This is a genomic window from Kitasatospora sp. NPDC098652 (genome assembly GCF_044760155.1).
In the GTDB taxonomy this organism is placed as follows: domain Bacteria; phylum Actinomycetota; class Actinomycetes; order Streptomycetales; family Streptomycetaceae; genus Kitasatospora.
In genome coordinates this window covers 299,000-314,692 of the sequence record NZ_JBIWAQ010000003.1, presented here as the reverse complement: position 1 = coordinate 314,692, position 15,693 = coordinate 299,000, and the positions used below count along the sequence as shown (strand labels likewise).

Below are 15,693 nucleotides of genomic sequence, written 5' to 3'. Positions count from 1 at the left end.
CACGTACGGTCGGCACGGGAAGCTCCTGCCACTGGGTTCCATTTCTCCCCCGGCGCCCCGTTCGCCGCAACAGCAGGTGGCCCCGCCGTCGCCGAGCGTGCCCCGCGGCAGTCGGTCACCCTGGGAACGGACCAGGCCCGTTCGAGCAGAGGGAGGCGGCATGCAGCAGCCCACCACCGGGGCCGCCGGCCCGCCCGGAGTCGTCCGCGGCTGGCTGGACGCGCTCGCCGTGGTGCTGGCCGGACTCGTCGCGATGGCGGCGGTGGCCGCACTGGGCCTCTGGCTGGCCGGCGCGAGCGACCTCCCGGAGGGCGGCTTCCCGCCGGTGCTCGCCGCGACGCTGGCGCTGGCCGTCGGCGGTTCGGTCCAACTCGACGGCGGCGCGGGCAGCTTCGCGGCGGTGGACGCCGGGGTCAGTGCGATGCCGCTGAGCGTCTCGCTGGTCGGTGCGGTGGTGATCGCCGAGGTGTTCCTGCGTCAACTGCGGTTCCGCGCGGTCGCGGGCGGCGGTGAACTGCTGGGCCGGATCGCCCGGACGGTGGTGCTCTGGCTGATCGCCCTGGTGGTGATCACCGTCACCGCCAAGCACACCTTCGTGATCCAGCTCGGCGGCAGCCTGGTGGAGACCATCGGCGGCGCCCTCGGGCTCACCCCGGAGGTCGGCTTCCACGCGGACGGCGCCACCACCATCGGCATCGGGCTGGCCTGGCTGCTGCTGGTGTTCGCCGCGGTCTTCGCGGTCTCCCGCCGGGCGCCGCTACCGCGCGGCCTGCTGCGTTACCAACTCGCCGTCCGCCCGGCCGCGTTCGCGCTCTGGACGGTCCTGCTCGGATACGTCGCGATCGGCGCGGTGGCCGGGGTCGTCACCGCGCTCGTGCACGGCAACGCCCGCTCGACCATGGCCGTGCTGCTGCTCGCCCTGCCCGACCTGGTCTGGCTGGCCTTCGGTCTCGGCCTCGGTGCCGTCTGGCACGGCCGGCTGGTCGGCGCGCTCGGCCTGCCCGTCCCCCAACCGCTCAGCGCGGTGCTGCGGGCCCCCGGCGGGAAGGAGGCGACCATCGACCTCGGCACCCTGGCCGACCACGACGCGCGCAGCTGGTGGCTGCTGCCGGTGGCCGCCGTGCTGCTGACCGCCGCCGCCTTCCTGGCCGCCCGCCGCTCGCCGCGCGGCGTCCGGCTCTGGCAGCACGCCGTCCGCTTCGCGCTGGCCACCGCCGTCACCGTGCTGCTGGTCGGCCTGTGGACCCGGATGGACGCCGACTACGGGCTGTCCGTGCTGGGCGTCGGCCTCGGCCAGGGCGGACTGGGGGACCTGCTCGGCGCGGTGCTCGGCGGGGACAACCCGGTGTCGGCGCTGGGCAGCGGCAGCCTGACGCTGCGCCCGGAGCTGTGGACGGCGGTGCCGCTGGCGGCCGGCTGGGGGCTGCTGACCGGACTGCTCGGCGCGCTGCTGGCGGCCCGGGTGCGGCACCCCGGGGAGGTCACCGGCGAGGTCACCGGGAAGGGCGCCGGGAAGGGCGCCGCAGCGAGCGGCGGAGCGGCGAGCAGCGGAGCGGGCCCCGGCGGCTGAGCCCGGAGCGGATACCGGCGCCCGGGCCGCCCCGACAGCCGCCCCGGCCTCAGAGCAGTTCGGCGAGCAGGACCGCCGCCGCCGGGACCGCCTGGCCGAGCGCGCCACGCCACAGCTTCGGCTCCGAGACGAACAGCGTCGTCCCGCCGGCCACCATGAAGGCCGCGATGTAGAGGATCACCGGCCGCCCCGCCCCGGAATGCCCGGTGTGCAGCAGGACCAGCCCGGTGACCAGCCCGAGAGCCAGGAACAGGTTGTAGAAGCCGACGTTGAACCGCCACAGCCGGACCTCCGGGGCGTCCGCCGTGCTGCCGGTGAGCAGGTAGCGCACCCTCGGGTGCCCGTACAGGTAGCTCTCCAGCGGCCACACCACGAGGTGGATCGCGGCGGCGAGCATGGCGAAGACCTGGCTCACGGCGTTCATGGTCTACGGCTCCCTAGGACAGGCCCTGACGGTCCCGGTACGGCGGGTGGACGACCGGGCCGGCCCAGGCGGGCGGGTCCGGCACCGGGGTGGGGCCGGGGGCCCGGGCGACCGCGGGGACGACCCGGGTGGGCGGGCCGTCCGCCGTCCAGGGCGCGGGCCCGTTGGCCGCGCGCAGCTCGGCGACGAACTGCAGGCAGCTGTCGTACCGCTCCCCGGGTGTCTTGGCGAGCGAGCGGGCCACCGCGGCGTCGACCGCCTCGGGGAGGTCCGGGCGGTGCCGGTGCAGTTCGGGCGGCGGGTCGTTGAGGTGGGCCCAGAGCAGTGCGAGGTCGCTCTCCCGGCGGAACGGCGGGGTGCCCGCGAGCATCTCGAAGACCACGCAGCCGAGCGCGTACTGGTCGCAGCGCCCGTCCAGCGGCCGGCCGGAGATCTGCTCCGGCGCGGCGTAGTCGAGGGTGCCGACGATCTGGCCGACGCTGGTCAGCCCGCTGAGCGAGAGGGACTTCTTGGTGAGCCCGAAGTCCGCCAGGTAGAGGTGCTCGGGGTGCTCGCTGTCGGTGCCGGCGGCGACCAGGACGTTGCCGGGCTTGACGTCCCGGTGCACCAGTTGGTGGTCGTGCGCGGCGTCCAGGGCGGAGGCGATCTGCAGGGCCAGCCGGGTGGCGCGCTCGATCGGGAGCGGGGCGTCCCGGTTGATCAGCGCGCGCAGGTCGCCGCCCTCGACGTAGCGCATCGCCAGGTAGAGGATGCCGTCGTGCTCCCCGGCCTCGAACACCGGGACGATGTGCGGGTGGTCGATCCCGGCGGCGGCCTCGGACTCGTGCATGAAGCGCTGCCGGAACACCTCGTTGCGGGCCAGCTCGGGGGCCAGCAGCTTGACCGCGACGGTTCGGCCGAGCCGCAGGTCCTTGGCCCGGTAGACCACCGCCATCCCGCCGCGCCCGATCTCCTGCTCCAGCCGGTAGCCCGCCACCTTCCGCCCGACCAGGCCGGCGGGCAGCCCGCTTTCCGAGGCCGGGGCCGAGGTCGAGGGCGAGGCCGGGGCCGAGGGCGGGACCTGGGCGGAGGCCGTGGCCGGGGGCCGTTCGGCGGGGGTCACGGCTCAACCGTCCGGGTGGGCGCGTACGGGCCCTGCGCCTGCGGGTCGGGCACCGGTGCGGCCGCGGGCCCGACGGCCGCCTGCCGATCGGTGGCCGCCTGCCGGTCGGTGGCCGCCTGCCGGTCGACAGCTGGTTGCCGGTCGACGGCCGGCCAGCGGTCGGTTGCCGCGTAGGTCTGCAACTGGAGCCCGTCGCAGTAGCACCAGCGGTCGTGCACCGGGTCGAACACCCAGAGCTCCTCGCCGTCCGCCACCAGGCCGATCCGCAGGCCGCGGGTGCGCTCCCGGAAGGACTCCAGGTCCAGGGCGCCCGTGGCGAGGTCCTCCAGGAGGGCGCGGTGCCGGGTCAGCGCGGCCCCGGCCTCGGCGAGGGCGGGCCGGGGGTCGGCGGTGCGGGCGGGCGGCCCGTCCGCGGCGGGGGGCGGCTGGGGCAGCACGACCAGCAGCCGGGCGTCCACCCAGGCGGTCCAGCCGTTGGAGCAGAGCACCTGGCCCCAGTCGCCCTGCCGGGCGATCAGCCGGACCGGGAGCAGCGGGTCGAGCCGGGCGGAGGGCCGTGCCGGGTCCGGCGCCGTCCAGGTCGCCAGGCCGTCCGGCGGGGCGACGTGGGTGGGGCGGAACGCGAACTCGTCCATGGGCGGCTACATTCCCTCCGCCGCGCCGACCGGTGCCGGGGGGCAGGGGTCGCGAGCGGCATTCGCACCGCAGTTCGTCTCCCACTCTACCGGCGGGGGCGGGGGCGGCTACTTGCGCATGACGGTCGGCTCGTGCCGCCGCAGCAGGGCGAGCACCGCCAGCCCGTACGCCGCCGCGAGCGCGGCCAGCGCGCCCATCGAGACCAGCCACCCGGTGCGCTCCGGGCGGAACATCGGGTCCGCGGTGATCGAGCTCGGCACGGTGAGCCGGCTCAGGTCGACGGTGCGGGCCATCGCCGACAGGCCCCACCGGGACGGCACCAGCCAGGCGAACTGCTCCAGGCCGGGCACGCCGTGCAGCCGGAGCATCAGGCCGCTGAACACGACCTGGACGATCGCGAGGAGCACCAGCAGCGGCATGGTGGCCTCCTCCTTGGCGACCAGCGCGGAGACCACCAGGCCCAGCATCATCGAGGTGAACGCCAGCAGCGCGATCGCGACGATCAGCTCCGGCAGCTGGGGCATCAGCACGCCGCTGGTCACCGGCGGCGGGGCGTTCGGGCCGGGCCGCGCGGTGAGCGTGACCCCGGCCAGGCCGACCACCGTCAGCACCGCGGCCTGCGCCACGGTGACCGCGCCGAGCACCACCACCTTCGACACCAGGTACGCCGACCTGGACAGGCCGACCACCCGCTCCCGCCGGTAGATCGCGCGCTCCTTGACCACCTCGCGCACCGCGTTCGCCGAGCCGGTGAGCACCCCGCCGAGACAGAGCGTGAGCAGGCAGTTGATGGCGTTCTCGAAGGTGAGCCGGCTGCCGGCCATCGCCCGGCACATCAGGCCGATGATGAACGGCAGCACGATCATCACGGTCAGGAACAGCCGGTCGGCGGCGAGCACCGCGGCGTACCGGCGCACCAGAGTGCCCAGCTGGGAGAACCAGCCCTGCGGCTTCTCCCGGCCGACGGGCGGCCCGGCCCGCCCGGCCGGCTCCGGTGGGCGCGCCGGGTGCACCGGGTGCGCCGCCTCGGCCGTCACGTACCGCTGGTACTGCGGCGAGGCGCGGAAGCGCTCCCGGCAGAGCCCCTCGGAGTCGTTCTCGAAGGCCTCGAAGGCCTCCGGCCACTCCGCCTCGCCGAAGTACGCCAGGGCCTCGGTCGGCGGCCCGTAGTAGGCGGTCCGGCCGCCGGGGGCGAGCACCAGCAGCCGGTCGCACACGTTGAGGCTCAGCACGCTGTGCGTCACCACGACCACCGTGCGGCTGTCGTCGGCCAGGCCGCGCAGCAGGTGCATCACCGAGCGCTCCATGCCCGGGTCCAGGCCGGAGGTCGGCTCGTCCAGGAAGAGCAGGGAGGGCTTGGTGAGCAGTTCCAGCGCGATGCTGACCCGTTTGCGCTGGCCGCCGGAGAGGCTGGCGATCACCTGCTGCTCCCGCGCCTCCAGGCCCAGTTCGCCGATCACCTCGGAGACCCGGTGCTCCCGCTCCTCCTTCGCGGTGTCCCCGGGGAAGCGCAGCTCGGCGGCGTACGACAGGGCGCGGCGGACGGTCAGCTGGGTGTGCAGGATGTCGTCCTGGGGGACGAGGCCGATCCGGCGGCGCAGCTCCGCGTAGTCGCGGTAGAGGTCGCGCCCGTCGTACAGCACGGTGCCCTCGTCGGCGGGGCGCAGCCCGGTGAGGGCGTTGAGCAGGGTGGACTTGCCGGCGCCGCTCGGGCCGGCCACCGCGAGCAGGGCCTTCTCGGCGAGCGGGAAGCTCACGTCGTCCAGCAGCACCCGCTGGTCCGGGCCGACCCGGACGACCAGGTGCTGGACGTCCAGCGAGACCTCGCCGGTGTCGGTGTACTCGACCAGCCGGCCGTCGGCCAGGCAGAGCGAGGAGTGGCCGATGCCGACCAGGTCGGCCGGGCCGACCGGGGCGCGGCGCACCGGGCGGCCGTTGAGGTAGGTGCCGTTGTGGCTGTCCAGGTCGACGATCTCGTGCCCGCCGTCCGGCAGTTCGCGCAGCTCGGCGTGGTGCCGGGAGACCACCAGGTCGTCCAGGACCAGGTCGTTGTCGGGGGCGCGGCCGATCCGCAGGGTGTGGCCGGGCAGTTCCAGTACCGCGCTCGGGCTGCGGAAGGTGCCGGAGCTCTGCGGGGCGAGCAGCACCGTGCGTTCGCCGGGGGCGGGGTCGGGCAGGCCGGCGAAGGTCGCGGACGGGCCGGTGGCCGGATCGCCGAAGCGCAGCCGGGTGCCCGGGCCGACGTCCTCGTGGTCGATCCGTTGGCCCTGGTCGTAGGTGCCGTTGGTGCTGCCGACGTCCTCCAGCAGCCAGTGGTCGTCGGTGGCGCGCAGCACCGCGTGGTGCCAGGAGACCCGGGGGTCGTCCAGCACGATCTCGCTGGTCGGGTCCCGGCCCAGGTGGTACGCCCGGGTGGGGTCGATCAGCCGGGATTCGCGGTCGGTGACCAGGACGAGGGGCGGCGCGGTGGGTGCGCCGGGGCGCTGTCCCATGCTCGGCATTCTATCGTCGGCGGGCCCGAACGGCCTTTCCGGATCCTGACATTGGACTGGACCACTGCCTCGGCGCGGCACTATCGTTCGGCGTGCCCGCAGGCCGAACCACCGGATGGGAACCCATGACGACCTGGCCGCAGCCGCGCAGCTCCCGGACCGTCCGCGCCGGCCGGGCCGACGGCCGGGTGCTGAGCCTGGGCCTGATGGACACCATGCTCGCCGACCTCGCCGTCTCCGTCGTGCTCTGCTTCGACCGGCCGCTGGACGAGGACCGGCTCGCCGCCGGACTCGCCCTCGCCCTGGAGCGGGTGCCGGTGTTCGCCGGCCGGCTGCGCACCGAGGACGGGGCGCTCCGGGCGGTGTGCGACGACTCCGGGGTGCCGCTGGCGGTCTGCACCGTGGACGGCACCCTCGCCGAGGCGATGGGCCGGGTGGTCGCGGCCGGCTCCGGACTGGTCGACCCGGTGGACGCCGTCGCCGCGCGCACCGGTGGTGCCCCGCTGTTCACCGTCCGGCTCACCCGCACCGCCGACGGCGGGACGGTGCTCGGCTGCTCCTGGCACCACGCGATCGGGGACCTGCACAGTTTCGTGCTGCTGCTGCGGATCTGGTCCGCGGCGGTCGCGGGCGAGCCGCTGCCGGAGGCCGAACTCGTCGACGACCAGGACGCGTTGCTGGACGCCGTGCTGCCGGCCGAGGACTGCGGACGCCCCGGCTTCCGGCTGCCGGGCCCGGCGGAGGCGGCGCAGCTGGCCCGTGAGATCGCGGCCGGACCGCGCGCCAACCGGACCGTCCAGATCGCCTTCACCGAGGCCGAGGTCGACCGGATGCGCGAGGAGTTCGGGGCGGCCGCCGGGCGACGGCTCTCCGCCGGGGACGTGCTCTGCGCCCATGTGCTCGCCACCCTGCGGGAGTTGGACGGCGACCTGGCCGAGCGGATGCTCACCGTCCCGGTCAACGCCCGCCGCTGGCTGGGCCTTTCGCCCGCCCTGGTGGGCAACCTGCTGAGCGAGGTGCACGTGCCGCACCGGCCGAAGGACGGCCCGGCGGTACTGGCGGCCGCGCTGCGTACGGCGGTCGAGGAGTTCCCGACCGCCCACCTCAACCTGCGCTCCAACCTGGACTTCCTGGCCGGGCTGGGCCGTTCACGACTGGGGGAGTGCGTGCCGTTGGGCTTCGACCCGCAGCAGCGCCGGTTCAGTTTCTCCAACTGGAGCCGCTTCGGCGCCTATCGGGTGAGCTTCCAGGACTGCTTCCCGGTGCTCGTCAGTCCGGCCGCCAACTATCCGCTTCCGTGGGTGAGTTGGACGATCGAGGGGTATCGCGGCGAGGGGTGGCTCAGCACGGTGGTGCTGCCCGCCCGGCTCGCCGCCCGGGTGCGCGGGGCGGACGGCCGGGCGGCGCTGCACCGGTTCCGGGCGGCGGGCGACGAGCTGCCCGCCTCGGCGGCGGTGCTGCCGAAGGTGCTGTGACGGCGGGCCCCGGGTGGGGGTAGTGGGGCCGGAAGGCCCCGGGATGGTCCAGAAGGACCTAGAAGGACTGCTCGATCGCGGTCCACAGCCGCAGTCGGGCCTCCAGCGCCGTCCGGACGGTCTCGGCGCAGGAGTCCCACAGGGCCTGGTCGTCGCCGCACAGGTCGATCAGCATCTGCATCGCCATCGGGGTGTGCTGCTCGCCGTCCACCTCGATGTGGCGGGCCAGGTAGTCCTTGAAGACGGTGAGCACGCCGTCGGGGTCGTCGATGCCGACCACCTGGGTGAACATGTCCGGGATCAGGTCCTCGCGGCCGAACGCGAAGGCGGCGGCCCGGGCGTGCACCGGCGCGTTCTCCACGATCGACCAGGTGACGGAGGTGAAGTCCGCCGCCGGGGCCGGCACCCCGGCGCCCTTGAGCGCCTCGGGTACGGCCGTACCGGAGCCCAGCAGCGCCAGGAAGTCCGCCACCGGGCGGGGGTCGGCGCCGGCCTGGCGCATGCCCTCGACGTACAGCTCGAAGTGGCTGGTGTAGCCCTCGCCCAGCTCGTCGCTCTCCTCCACCAGGACGATCTCGTTGATCAGCCGGCGGCTGGCGGTCGGGCCGCTCGGCGCCCACGGCACGTCCACGCAGGTGAGGTCGCGCTGGAGGCTCTTGAGCAGCGACATGAAGTCCCAGACCGCGAAGACGTGGCTGTTCAGGAAGGTGCGGACGCGCGCGATGCTGGTCAGCGAGCGGTAGACGGAGTGCTCGACGACCTCGCGGCGCAGCGGGTCGATGGCCTGCTGGAGGCTGGTGAGGCCGGGGTGGGAACGGTCCCAGTGGTAGCGGTTGGTCGACATCGGTGCTCCTGTTCTCGGGGCGGGGGATCGCCGTCACGGTGGTGGCCGAGGGGTGTCGTGACGGGGGTCAGGGGTGTCGTGACGTTGGGGCGGGGGGGTGTTGTGACGGAGGGTCGGGGGTGCGTGGCGTCGCTCAGCGGGCCTTCATGACGGACCGCAGGGCGTGCCGCAGCTGCTCGCGCCCGGGCTGGACGGCCCGGTCGAGGGCGGGCGCGAAGGGCAGCACCGCGCCGTCCGGGCGGGTGATCCGGCGCGGCGGGGCGATCAGCCGCAGCTCCTCCGCGGCGGTGGCGAGCACCTCGGCGCCGAAGCCGCAGCTGCGGTTGGAGTCGTCCACGACGACCAGCCGGCCGGTGCGCTCCAGCGACTCGGCGAGCGCCGGCCAGTCGAAGGGGTGGACGGTGCGCGGGTCGAGCACCTCGACCGAGAGCTCCGGTGCCAGCTCCTCGGCGACGGCCAGGGCGTCGTGCACCAGGTGCCCGAGCGCGACCAGGGTGACGTCCGTGCCGGGCCGGTGGATCCGGGCCCGGCCGAGCGGCACGGGGGTGAGTTCCCAGGTCACCGTCTCGCGCACCGGCAGGGCGGCCGCGGGGGCGAACACCACCACCGGGTCCGGGTCGCGGATCGCCGAGCGCAGCAGCCCGTAGGCGTCGGTCGGGGTGGCGGGCACCACGGTCTTCACCCCGGCGTGCGCGAACAGGCTGTACGGGTGGTCGGAGTGCTGCCCGGCCCAGCCGTCGCGGGAGCCCGAGCCGGGCACCAGGCAGGTCAGCGGGACGGCCGCCTGGCCACCGGTCATCAGCGAGAACTTGTGCGCCTGGTTGACGAGTTGCTCGAAGACCAGGAAGAGCAGCGAGGGGATCTGGAACTCCAGCACCGGCCGCCGCCCGGCCAGTGCGGCGCCCATCGCCATCGCGGTGAAGGCCTGTTCGGAGAGCGGGGTGTCGACGATCCGCTCCGGGCCGAAGCGGTCCAGCAGGCCCAGGGTGGGGCCGGCCAGACCGGCGCCGATGTCCTCGCCGAACACGCAGACCGCCGGGTCCTCGGCGAGTTCGTCGGCCAGTGCCCGGTTGAGCGCCTTGGTGTACGAGAGCCTGGTCACGCCGACACCCCCGCCCGGGGGCGCAGGCCGTCGGCGTAGAGGTGGTCCAGCGCGCCGGCCGGGTCCGGGTGGGCCGAGGCCAGGGCGAACTCCTCGGCGGCGGCGAGCTGTTCGGCCACCGAGCGGTCCAGTCCGGCGACGGTGGCCCGGTCCAGCGGGGCGGCGGCCCGGGCCAGCGGGTCGCGCTCGCGCCAGGCCGCGACCTCCTCGGGGGCGCGGTAGCGCAGCTTCATCCGGCGTTCCATGGTGTGGTGGCCCTCGTAGCGGTAGGTGCGGCACTCCAGGAAGCCGGGGCCGCCGCCCGCGCGGGCCCGTGCGACGGCGCGCAGGGCGGCGGCCCGGACGGCCTCGGTGTCCATGCCGTCCACCTGCTCGGCGGGGATGCCGAAGGCGGCGGCCCGGCCGGTGGCGGTGCCCGCGACGGCGGTCGCGGCGGGCAGGGTGGTGGCGTAGCCGTTGTTCTCGCAGACGAAGAGCACCGGCAGCCGCCACATCGCTGCGAGGTTGAGCGACTCCAGCAGCACGCCCTGGTTGAGCGCGCCGTCGCCGAAGAAGGCCACCGCGACCGGGCTGCCCGCGACGCCGGCTCCGGTGCCACCGCTGCCACTGCCGCCGCCGGCACCGGCCGCGGCGTGCTTGGCGGCCCAGGCGGCGCCGACCGCGATCGGCGCCCCCGCGCCGACGATGCCGTTGGCGCCGAGGATGCCCAGCGAGAGGTCGGCGGCGTGCATCGAGCCGCCCCGGCCGCCGTTCAACCCGTCGACCCGGCCCGCGAGTTCGGCGAGCAGCCGGTCCGGGGCGGCGCCCCGGGCGAGCACGTGGCCGTGGCCGCGGTGGGTGCTGGTCAGCCGGTCGGCCGGGCCGAGCGCCGAGCAGACGCCGACCGCGACGGCCTCCTGCCCGATGTACGGGTGGATGCCGCCGGGGATCGCCCCGGACTTCACCAGGCCGAGCGCCACCTCCTCGAAGCCGCGGATCAGCCGCAGCATCCGGTAGCGCTCGGCCGGGGTGGCCAGCGGTGCGGTCACGGCGGCGGGCGGTGCGGTCACAGGGTGCCCCGCCAGACCGTCGGGCAGAACGCCGGGTCGGCGTAGTCCGGTCGGCCGTCGGCGGTGCGGCGGACCAGCACGTCGTGGTTGTACACCACCGGGCCGCCGTCCGGCCGAACGCGGTGCCGGTACTCGTTGGCGCCGTCCTGGAGGTGCAGCGAGACGGCCCGGCGGGGGAAGGAGGCCAGGTTGGGGCCGCTGCCGTGGTAGGTGCGGCAGTGGTGGAAGGACAGGTGGCCGCGCGGGATCAGCATCGGGATCTTCCGCACCTGCTGCCCGTTGAACGCGGCGTTGGCGTCCAGGATGGCGTCCAGCTCGGACTTGTCGCGGTCGGCGAAGTGCCGGGTGGAGTCCTCGTCGGAGGGCATCTCCCGCCAGCGGTGGCTGCCGTCGACCATGGTGATGGTGCCGTTCTCCTCCCGGCAGTCGTGGAACGGGATGAAGGCGGTGAGCATGTTCTGGGAGGTCGAGGTCTGCCAGTAGTGCTTGTCGAAGTGCCAGGGCACGTGGTTGCTGGGCTCCCCGGGCACCGGCGGCTTGTAGATCAGGGTGGCCTGGAAGATCCGGATCTCCTCGGCCCCGGCGAGCCGCGCGGCGACCGCGCCGACCAGCGGCTTGCGCAGGATCGCGCCGATCGCGTCGCTCTGGTGGTGGACGTAGTCGTTGTGCCGCTGGACCGGCCCGTGCGAGGGCTCCCAGGCGGCCAACCGGGGCGGGCGGACGGGGAGTTCGCGGTCCCGGTGGCCCGCGTAGTAGAGCTCGGTGGCGGCCTGGAGGGTGTCCAGCTCCTCGTCGGTGAACAGCCGGCGGGAGAGGTACCAGCCGTGCTCGCGGTAGTGCGCCACCTCCTCGGGGGTGGGCAGCAGGGCGTGTTCGGCGGCGGTGAGGCGGAACTCGGTGACGGTGGTCATCGGTGGTGCTTCCCTTCTGGGGGCGGTCAGCGGGCGGCGGCGGTCTGTCGCTCGACCGCCTCGTAGAGCGCCTTGATGTTCGCGGTGCCGAACGTGCCCGCGCCCTGGCGCTCGATCAGTTCCAGGAAGGAGGTGCGCCGGGGGTGGGTCGAGCGGGCGAAGATCTGGAACAGCTGGCCACCGTGGTCCTGGTCCACCAGGACGTGCAGGTCGCGCAGGGTCTCCACCGGGATGGCCGTCCGGCCGAGCCGCTCGGTGAGCGCGTCGAAGTAGGCGCCCGGGGTGGTCAGGAACTCCACGCCGCGGGAGCGGGCGGTGCGCACGGCGGTGGCGATGTCGTGGGTGCTGAACGCCAGGTGCTGCACCCCGGCGCCGCCGTGGGCGGAGAGGAACTCGTCGATCTGGCCCGGGCGGCGGGCGGTGTCGGGCTCGATCAGGGTGAAGGTGACCAGGCCGGAGGCGCTCTGTACCACGGTGGAGTCCATGGCCTGCTCGCCGACCTCGATGTACTCCTCGAAGATCGCGTGGAAGCCGAGCACGGCCTCGCAGAACCGTACGGCGTCGGCGAGTTCGCCGCCGGGCAGGCAGATCGCGACGTGGTCGAGGGCGTCCAGCAGCCCGGCCCCGGCGGCCTCGTCCGCCCCGGCGGCCTCGTCCGCCCCGGGGGCCTCGTCGGGCCCGGGGGCCTCGTCGGGCCCGGGGGTGTGCATCGAGGTGAACCGCAGGGCGGTGTCGCCGAATCCGGCGATCAGCCCGGCCTCCCGGTCCAGCACCCGGGCGCCGTGCCGTTCGGCCCGCTCCAGGGCGGCCTTCGGGTCGGTGCAGCCGAGGGCGAGCGCGGCGACGCCGTCGCCGTGCCGGGCGACGTAGGCGGACACCGGGTGGCCGGGGTCGGCGGCGGAGGTCAGGCGCAGCCGGATCGAGCCCTGGCCGAGGTCGATGGAGCGGGTGCCGTCCGCCGAGGTGGTCGGGGGCGCGGCGGTGAAGTCGTAGTCGGCGTGCAGTTCGGCGGCGGTCTTGTCGGCGTCCGCGCAGTGGAACTCGACGCGGGCGATGGTCTGGATGGACAACGGGATCTCCCCCCGGAGGGATGGTGGTTCGAGGATCGGCGCGCTGCCGGGCGGCGCTGCCCGGCAAGGACCCGCAGGCGCTGGGCCGTGTGTCGGCCTAGCGCCTGCGGACGGAGGCCGGGCCGAGGATCAGGCTGAGGTTGTGGCCGCCGAAGGCGAAGGCGTTGCTCAGTGCGGCGCGCACCGGGGTGGACCGGGCGGCGCCCCGGACGTGGTCCAGCTCGCAGGCCGGGTCCGGGTCGACCAGGTTGAGCGTCGGCGGCAGCGTCCCCCTCGCCACCGCCAGGGCCGTTACCGCTGCCTCCAACGCGCCTGCGGCGCCCAGGAGATGGCCAGTGGCGCCCTTGGTGGAGCTGACCGCCGGCCGGTGCGCGCCGAAGACGGCGTGCAGGGCGGCGGTCTCCGCCACGTCACCGAGCTTGGTGCCGGTGCCGTGGGCGTTCACGTAGTCGATGTCCTCCGGGGCCAGGCCCGCGTTGGCGAGCGCGGCGCGCATCGCGTCGGCGGCGCCGGCGCCGTCCGGGCGGGGCATGGTCGGGTGGTGGGCGTCGGTGGAGGCGCCCCAGCCGAGCACGTCGGCGTAGCCGGTGGCGCCGCGCGCGGCGGCGTGGCTCGCGCTCTCCAGGACGAGGACGGCGCTGCCCTCGCCCAGTACGAAGCCGTTCCGCCGGCTGTCGAAGGGCCGGCTGGACTGCTCCGGATCCTCCCAACCCTGCGCCAGGGCCCGGGCGTTGGTGAAGGCGGCGGCGATGGTCGGGTGCAGCGAGGACTCGGTGCCGCCGCACACCACCACCTCGGCGTCGCCCGCGCGGATCAGCCGCAGCCCCTCGGCGATCGCCTGGGCGCCGGCCGCGCAGGCCGTCACCACGGCCGAACTGTAGCCCCGGATACCGTACTTGATGGCGATCCGGGCGGCGGCCATGTTGGAGAGCATGCCGGGCAGCAGGTACGGGCTGACGCCGGGACGGCCGCGCTCCCGCCGGCGGTGCGACTGCTGCTCGAAGGTCTCCAGCCCGCCGCCCCCGGTGGCCAGCACCACGGCGGTCCGGTGCGGGTCGGCGTCCCGGCCGACCACCAGGGCGGCGTCGGCGAGTGCGTCCTCGGCGGCGGCCAGGGCGAGGAGTACGAAGCGGTCCACGCAGCGGGTCTCGGTGGGCGGCAGCACCTCGCGGCCGTCCACCGCGGGGGCGATCCCGGCGGCGGGCAGCCAGCCGTGCGCGGGGTGGTCCTCGGGGACGGCCCGCAGGCCGGAGCGGCCGGCGGCCAGGGCCTCGAACACCTCGGCGGGCCCCCGGCCGAGCGGGGAGACCAGGCCGATGCCGGTGATGACGGCGGCTTCGCGTCCGGTCATCGGGCGCTCACCGCCGCCAGGTGGCGCTCACGCAGCAGCACCTTGCGGACCTTGCCGGTCGGGCCGAGCGGGATGTCGTCCCCGGTGACCACCAGGACCTGGCGGACGGTCCCGGCGGTGGCCTCGTCCAGGGCGGCGACCACGGCCTCGGCGCGCTCGGCGTCCGGGCCGGTGCCGCGCCGGGCGTCCTGGGCCAGGAGCAGCAGCACGTCGGTGACCACCTGCTCGCCGTCCCGGACGGCGACCACCGTGCAGTCCAGCACGTCCGGGCGGGCGGCCAGCACGCGCTCCTCCGACATCGCGGTGAACAGCCGCTTGCCGTCGCCGAGTTCGAGCGAGTCCACGGCCCGGTCGACGTGGTACCAGTAGCCCTCCTCGTCCCGGTACATCAGGTCCCCGGTGAGGAAGCGGCCGCGCAGCCGGGTGCGGAAGGTGGTGGCCGAGTCGTTCCAGTAGCCGAGCGCCAGGGTCGGTGAGGCGGTGGCGAGTTCGCCGACCTCGCCGGGGCCGAGCGGTTCGCCGTCCGGGCCGACCACCTCGCAGTCGACGAAGGCGTGCGGGCGGCCGACGCAGCGGCCGTAGCGGTCGGTGCCGGGGCCGTGGGTGATGAAGAAGTGCGAGTGGCCCATCTCGGTGGAGCCGAGGCCGTCCACGAACAGCGAGCCGGGCAGCCTGGTGCGGCCCTGGCGGGTGACGGTCTCCCGGCTGCCGGTGGCGATCAGCCGGCGGATGTGCACCTCGTGGGCGCAGTCGCCGGTGTTCCACCAGAGCGCCACGGACGCCAAGTCCCGTGCGGCCAGGTCGTGGTGGGCGAGGTCGGCCCAGGTGGCGGCGAAGCCGATCACCCCGGTGGGGTGCCACTGCTCGATCGCGTCCAGCACACCGGCGCCGGACTGGCCGGAGAGGCAGGCCAGTTCGGTGTGCGAGCTGAGCGCGAGGTTGAGCGCGATCAGGGTCGCGGCGTGCGGGGCGGGCAGGGCGCTGAGCATCCGGTCCTGGCCCTGCGGGCGGGGCAGCCGCAGTCGGTGGCGGATCGCCGCGTACAGACTGGCGTGCGAGTGCACGACGGCCTTCGGCATGCCGGTGGTGCCGGAGGAGTGGGTGATCGCCACCGGGTCGCCGGACCAGTGCCGGTAGGGCTCCGGGGCGGCGTCCGGGTCGCCCGCGCCGAGGGTGGAGATCTCCGGGAGCAGCGGTGCGCCCGGGTCGTGCTCGGCCAGGGCAGCCAGGTGGGCCTGGTCGGCGAGCACCCCGGCGGCGCCGAGCCGGGCGATGTAGCGGGCGGCGCGCTCCGCGTCCAGGTTGGGGTTGAGCAGGGCGGGGACGGCGCCGAGCCGGGCCAGGGCGAGGAAGGCGAGCACGTGGTCGGCGGCGCTGCTCGCGTGGACCACGACCGGGTCGCGCGGGGTGATGCCGAGGCCGTGCAGGGCGGCGGCGCGGGCCCGGACGGCGCGGTCGAGCTCGCGTAGGGTGAGCGGCTGCCAGGCGGGGTGGCCGTCCACCGGGGTGTCGAAGGTGAGCAGCGGCTCGTCGAGCCCCTGGCCGAGGGCGATCCGGGCGGTCAGCACGTTGCCGGCGCCCACGTCGGGGTCGTCCGCGAGCTGGGTGCGGAGACTGCGGATGGTCACGGGGGTGGATCCCTCCCTCGGGGCCGGGGCGGCCCGGGC

13 protein-coding genes are annotated in these 15,693 nt (G+C 75.1%); 2 read left to right on the top strand and 11 right to left on the bottom strand.

Annotated elements, in window-relative coordinates; all coding sequences use genetic code 11:
- The first annotated feature begins 160 nt into the window (after nt 1–160).
- A complete protein-coding gene (locus tag ACIQWA_RS09385) occupies nt 161–1,570 on the top strand; it encodes a streptophobe family protein (RefSeq protein WP_402480275.1) in 1,410 nt (469 codons plus the stop codon).
- Nucleotides 1,571–1,619: 49 nt separating this feature from the next.
- Here ACIQWA_RS09385 and ACIQWA_RS09380 read toward each other — a convergent pair whose 3' ends face one another.
- From ACIQWA_RS09380 to ACIQWA_RS09365, 4 genes are all read right to left on the bottom strand, one after another.
- Nucleotides 1,620–1,994, bottom strand: a complete 375-nt coding sequence (locus ACIQWA_RS09380; RefSeq protein WP_402480273.1) for a DUF1304 family protein — start codon at nt 1,992–1,994, stop codon at nt 1,620–1,622.
- Between the two features lie 13 nt (nt 1,995–2,007).
- Nucleotides 2,008–2,997, bottom strand: coding sequence for a serine/threonine-protein kinase (locus ACIQWA_RS09375; protein ID WP_402480874.1), 990 nt, complete (start codon nt 2,995–2,997; stop codon nt 2,008–2,010).
- Nucleotides 2,998–3,092: 95 nt separating this feature from the next.
- Nucleotides 3,093–3,731 (bottom strand): hypothetical protein, encoded by a 639-nt coding sequence (locus ACIQWA_RS09370; protein ID WP_402480270.1) that lies wholly within the window; start codon nt 3,729–3,731, stop codon nt 3,093–3,095.
- Between the two features lie 108 nt (nt 3,732–3,839).
- Nucleotides 3,840–6,224 (bottom strand): FHA domain-containing protein, encoded by a 2,385-nt coding sequence (locus ACIQWA_RS09365; protein ID WP_402480268.1) that lies wholly within the window; start codon nt 6,222–6,224, stop codon nt 3,840–3,842.
- 125 nt (nt 6,225–6,349) lie between these two features.
- On the opposite strand from ACIQWA_RS09365, the gene ACIQWA_RS09360 reads away from it, so the two are divergent.
- A complete protein-coding gene (locus ACIQWA_RS09360; RefSeq protein ID WP_402480266.1) occupies nt 6,350–7,699 on the top strand; it encodes an acyltransferase in 1,350 nt (449 codons plus the stop codon).
- 58 nt (nt 7,700–7,757) lie between these two features.
- On the opposite strand, the gene ACIQWA_RS09355 is transcribed toward ACIQWA_RS09360, so the two are convergent.
- The 7 genes from ACIQWA_RS09355 to ACIQWA_RS09325 form a co-directional block, all read right to left on the bottom strand.
- The gene (locus ACIQWA_RS09355) at nt 7,758–8,543 is read right to left on the bottom strand and encodes a DUF3050 domain-containing protein (protein ID WP_402480264.1); all 786 of its coding nucleotides are present in this window, start codon (nt 8,541–8,543) and stop codon (nt 7,758–7,760) included.
- 133 nt (nt 8,544–8,676) lie between these two features.
- The gene (locus ACIQWA_RS09350; RefSeq protein ID WP_402480261.1) at nt 8,677–9,645 is read right to left on the bottom strand and encodes an alpha-ketoacid dehydrogenase subunit beta; all 969 of its coding nucleotides are present in this window, start codon (nt 9,643–9,645) and stop codon (nt 8,677–8,679) included.
- Nucleotides 9,642–10,694, bottom strand: a complete 1,053-nt coding sequence (locus ACIQWA_RS09345; protein WP_402480259.1) for a thiamine pyrophosphate-dependent dehydrogenase E1 component subunit alpha — start codon at nt 10,692–10,694, stop codon at nt 9,642–9,644. Before ACIQWA_RS09345 ends, ACIQWA_RS09350 begins: the two co-directional genes overlap by 4 nt.
- Complete coding sequence (locus ACIQWA_RS09340) at nt 10,691–11,605, bottom strand: phytanoyl-CoA dioxygenase family protein (protein ID WP_402480257.1); 915 nt, start codon at nt 11,603–11,605, stop codon at nt 10,691–10,693. The genes ACIQWA_RS09345 and ACIQWA_RS09340 overlap by 4 nt, the downstream gene beginning before the upstream one ends.
- A gap of 26 nt (nt 11,606–11,631) precedes the next feature.
- On the bottom strand, nt 11,632–12,675 hold the full coding sequence (hppD, locus tag ACIQWA_RS09335) for a 4-hydroxyphenylpyruvate dioxygenase (RefSeq protein ID WP_402480255.1): 1,044 nt from the start codon (nt 12,673–12,675) through the stop codon (nt 11,632–11,634).
- 97 nt (nt 12,676–12,772) lie between these two features.
- On the bottom strand, nt 12,773–14,026 hold the full coding sequence (locus tag ACIQWA_RS09330) for a beta-ketoacyl-[acyl-carrier-protein] synthase family protein (RefSeq protein WP_402480253.1): 1,254 nt from the start codon (nt 14,024–14,026) through the stop codon (nt 12,773–12,775).
- Nucleotides 14,023–15,654 carry an AMP-binding protein gene (locus tag ACIQWA_RS09325; protein WP_402480251.1) on the bottom strand — a complete coding sequence of 544 codons (1,632 nt, stop codon included), beginning with the start codon at nt 15,652–15,654 and terminating at the stop codon, nt 14,023–14,025. Before ACIQWA_RS09325 ends, ACIQWA_RS09330 begins: the two co-directional genes overlap by 4 nt.
- Between the last annotated feature and the right edge of the window lie 39 nt (nt 15,655–15,693).

What these genes read in the sequence shown, in the direction of transcription:
- ACIQWA_RS09360 (WP_402480266.1), top strand. Translation starts at nt 6,350, where the DNA reads ATGACGACCTGGCCGCAGCCGCGCAGCTCCCGGACCGTCCGCGCCGGC.
- ACIQWA_RS09365 (WP_402480268.1), bottom strand. Translation starts at nt 6,224, where the DNA reads ATGGGACAGCGCCCCGGCGCACCCACCGCGCCGCCCCTCGTCCTGGTC.
- ACIQWA_RS09355 (WP_402480264.1), bottom strand. Translation starts at nt 8,543, where the DNA reads ATGTCGACCAACCGCTACCACTGGGACCGTTCCCACCCCGGCCTCACC.
- ACIQWA_RS09370 (WP_402480270.1), bottom strand. Translation starts at nt 3,731, where the DNA reads ATGGACGAGTTCGCGTTCCGCCCCACCCACGTCGCCCCGCCGGACGGC.
- ACIQWA_RS09330 (WP_402480253.1), bottom strand. Translation starts at nt 14,026, where the DNA reads ATGACCGGACGCGAAGCCGCCGTCATCACCGGCATCGGCCTGGTCTCC.
- ACIQWA_RS09380 (WP_402480273.1), bottom strand. Translation starts at nt 1,994, where the DNA reads ATGAACGCCGTGAGCCAGGTCTTCGCCATGCTCGCCGCCGCGATCCAC.
- ACIQWA_RS09385 (WP_402480275.1), top strand. Translation starts at nt 161, where the DNA reads ATGCAGCAGCCCACCACCGGGGCCGCCGGCCCGCCCGGAGTCGTCCGC.
- ACIQWA_RS09340 (WP_402480257.1), bottom strand. Translation starts at nt 11,605, where the DNA reads ATGACCACCGTCACCGAGTTCCGCCTCACCGCCGCCGAACACGCCCTG.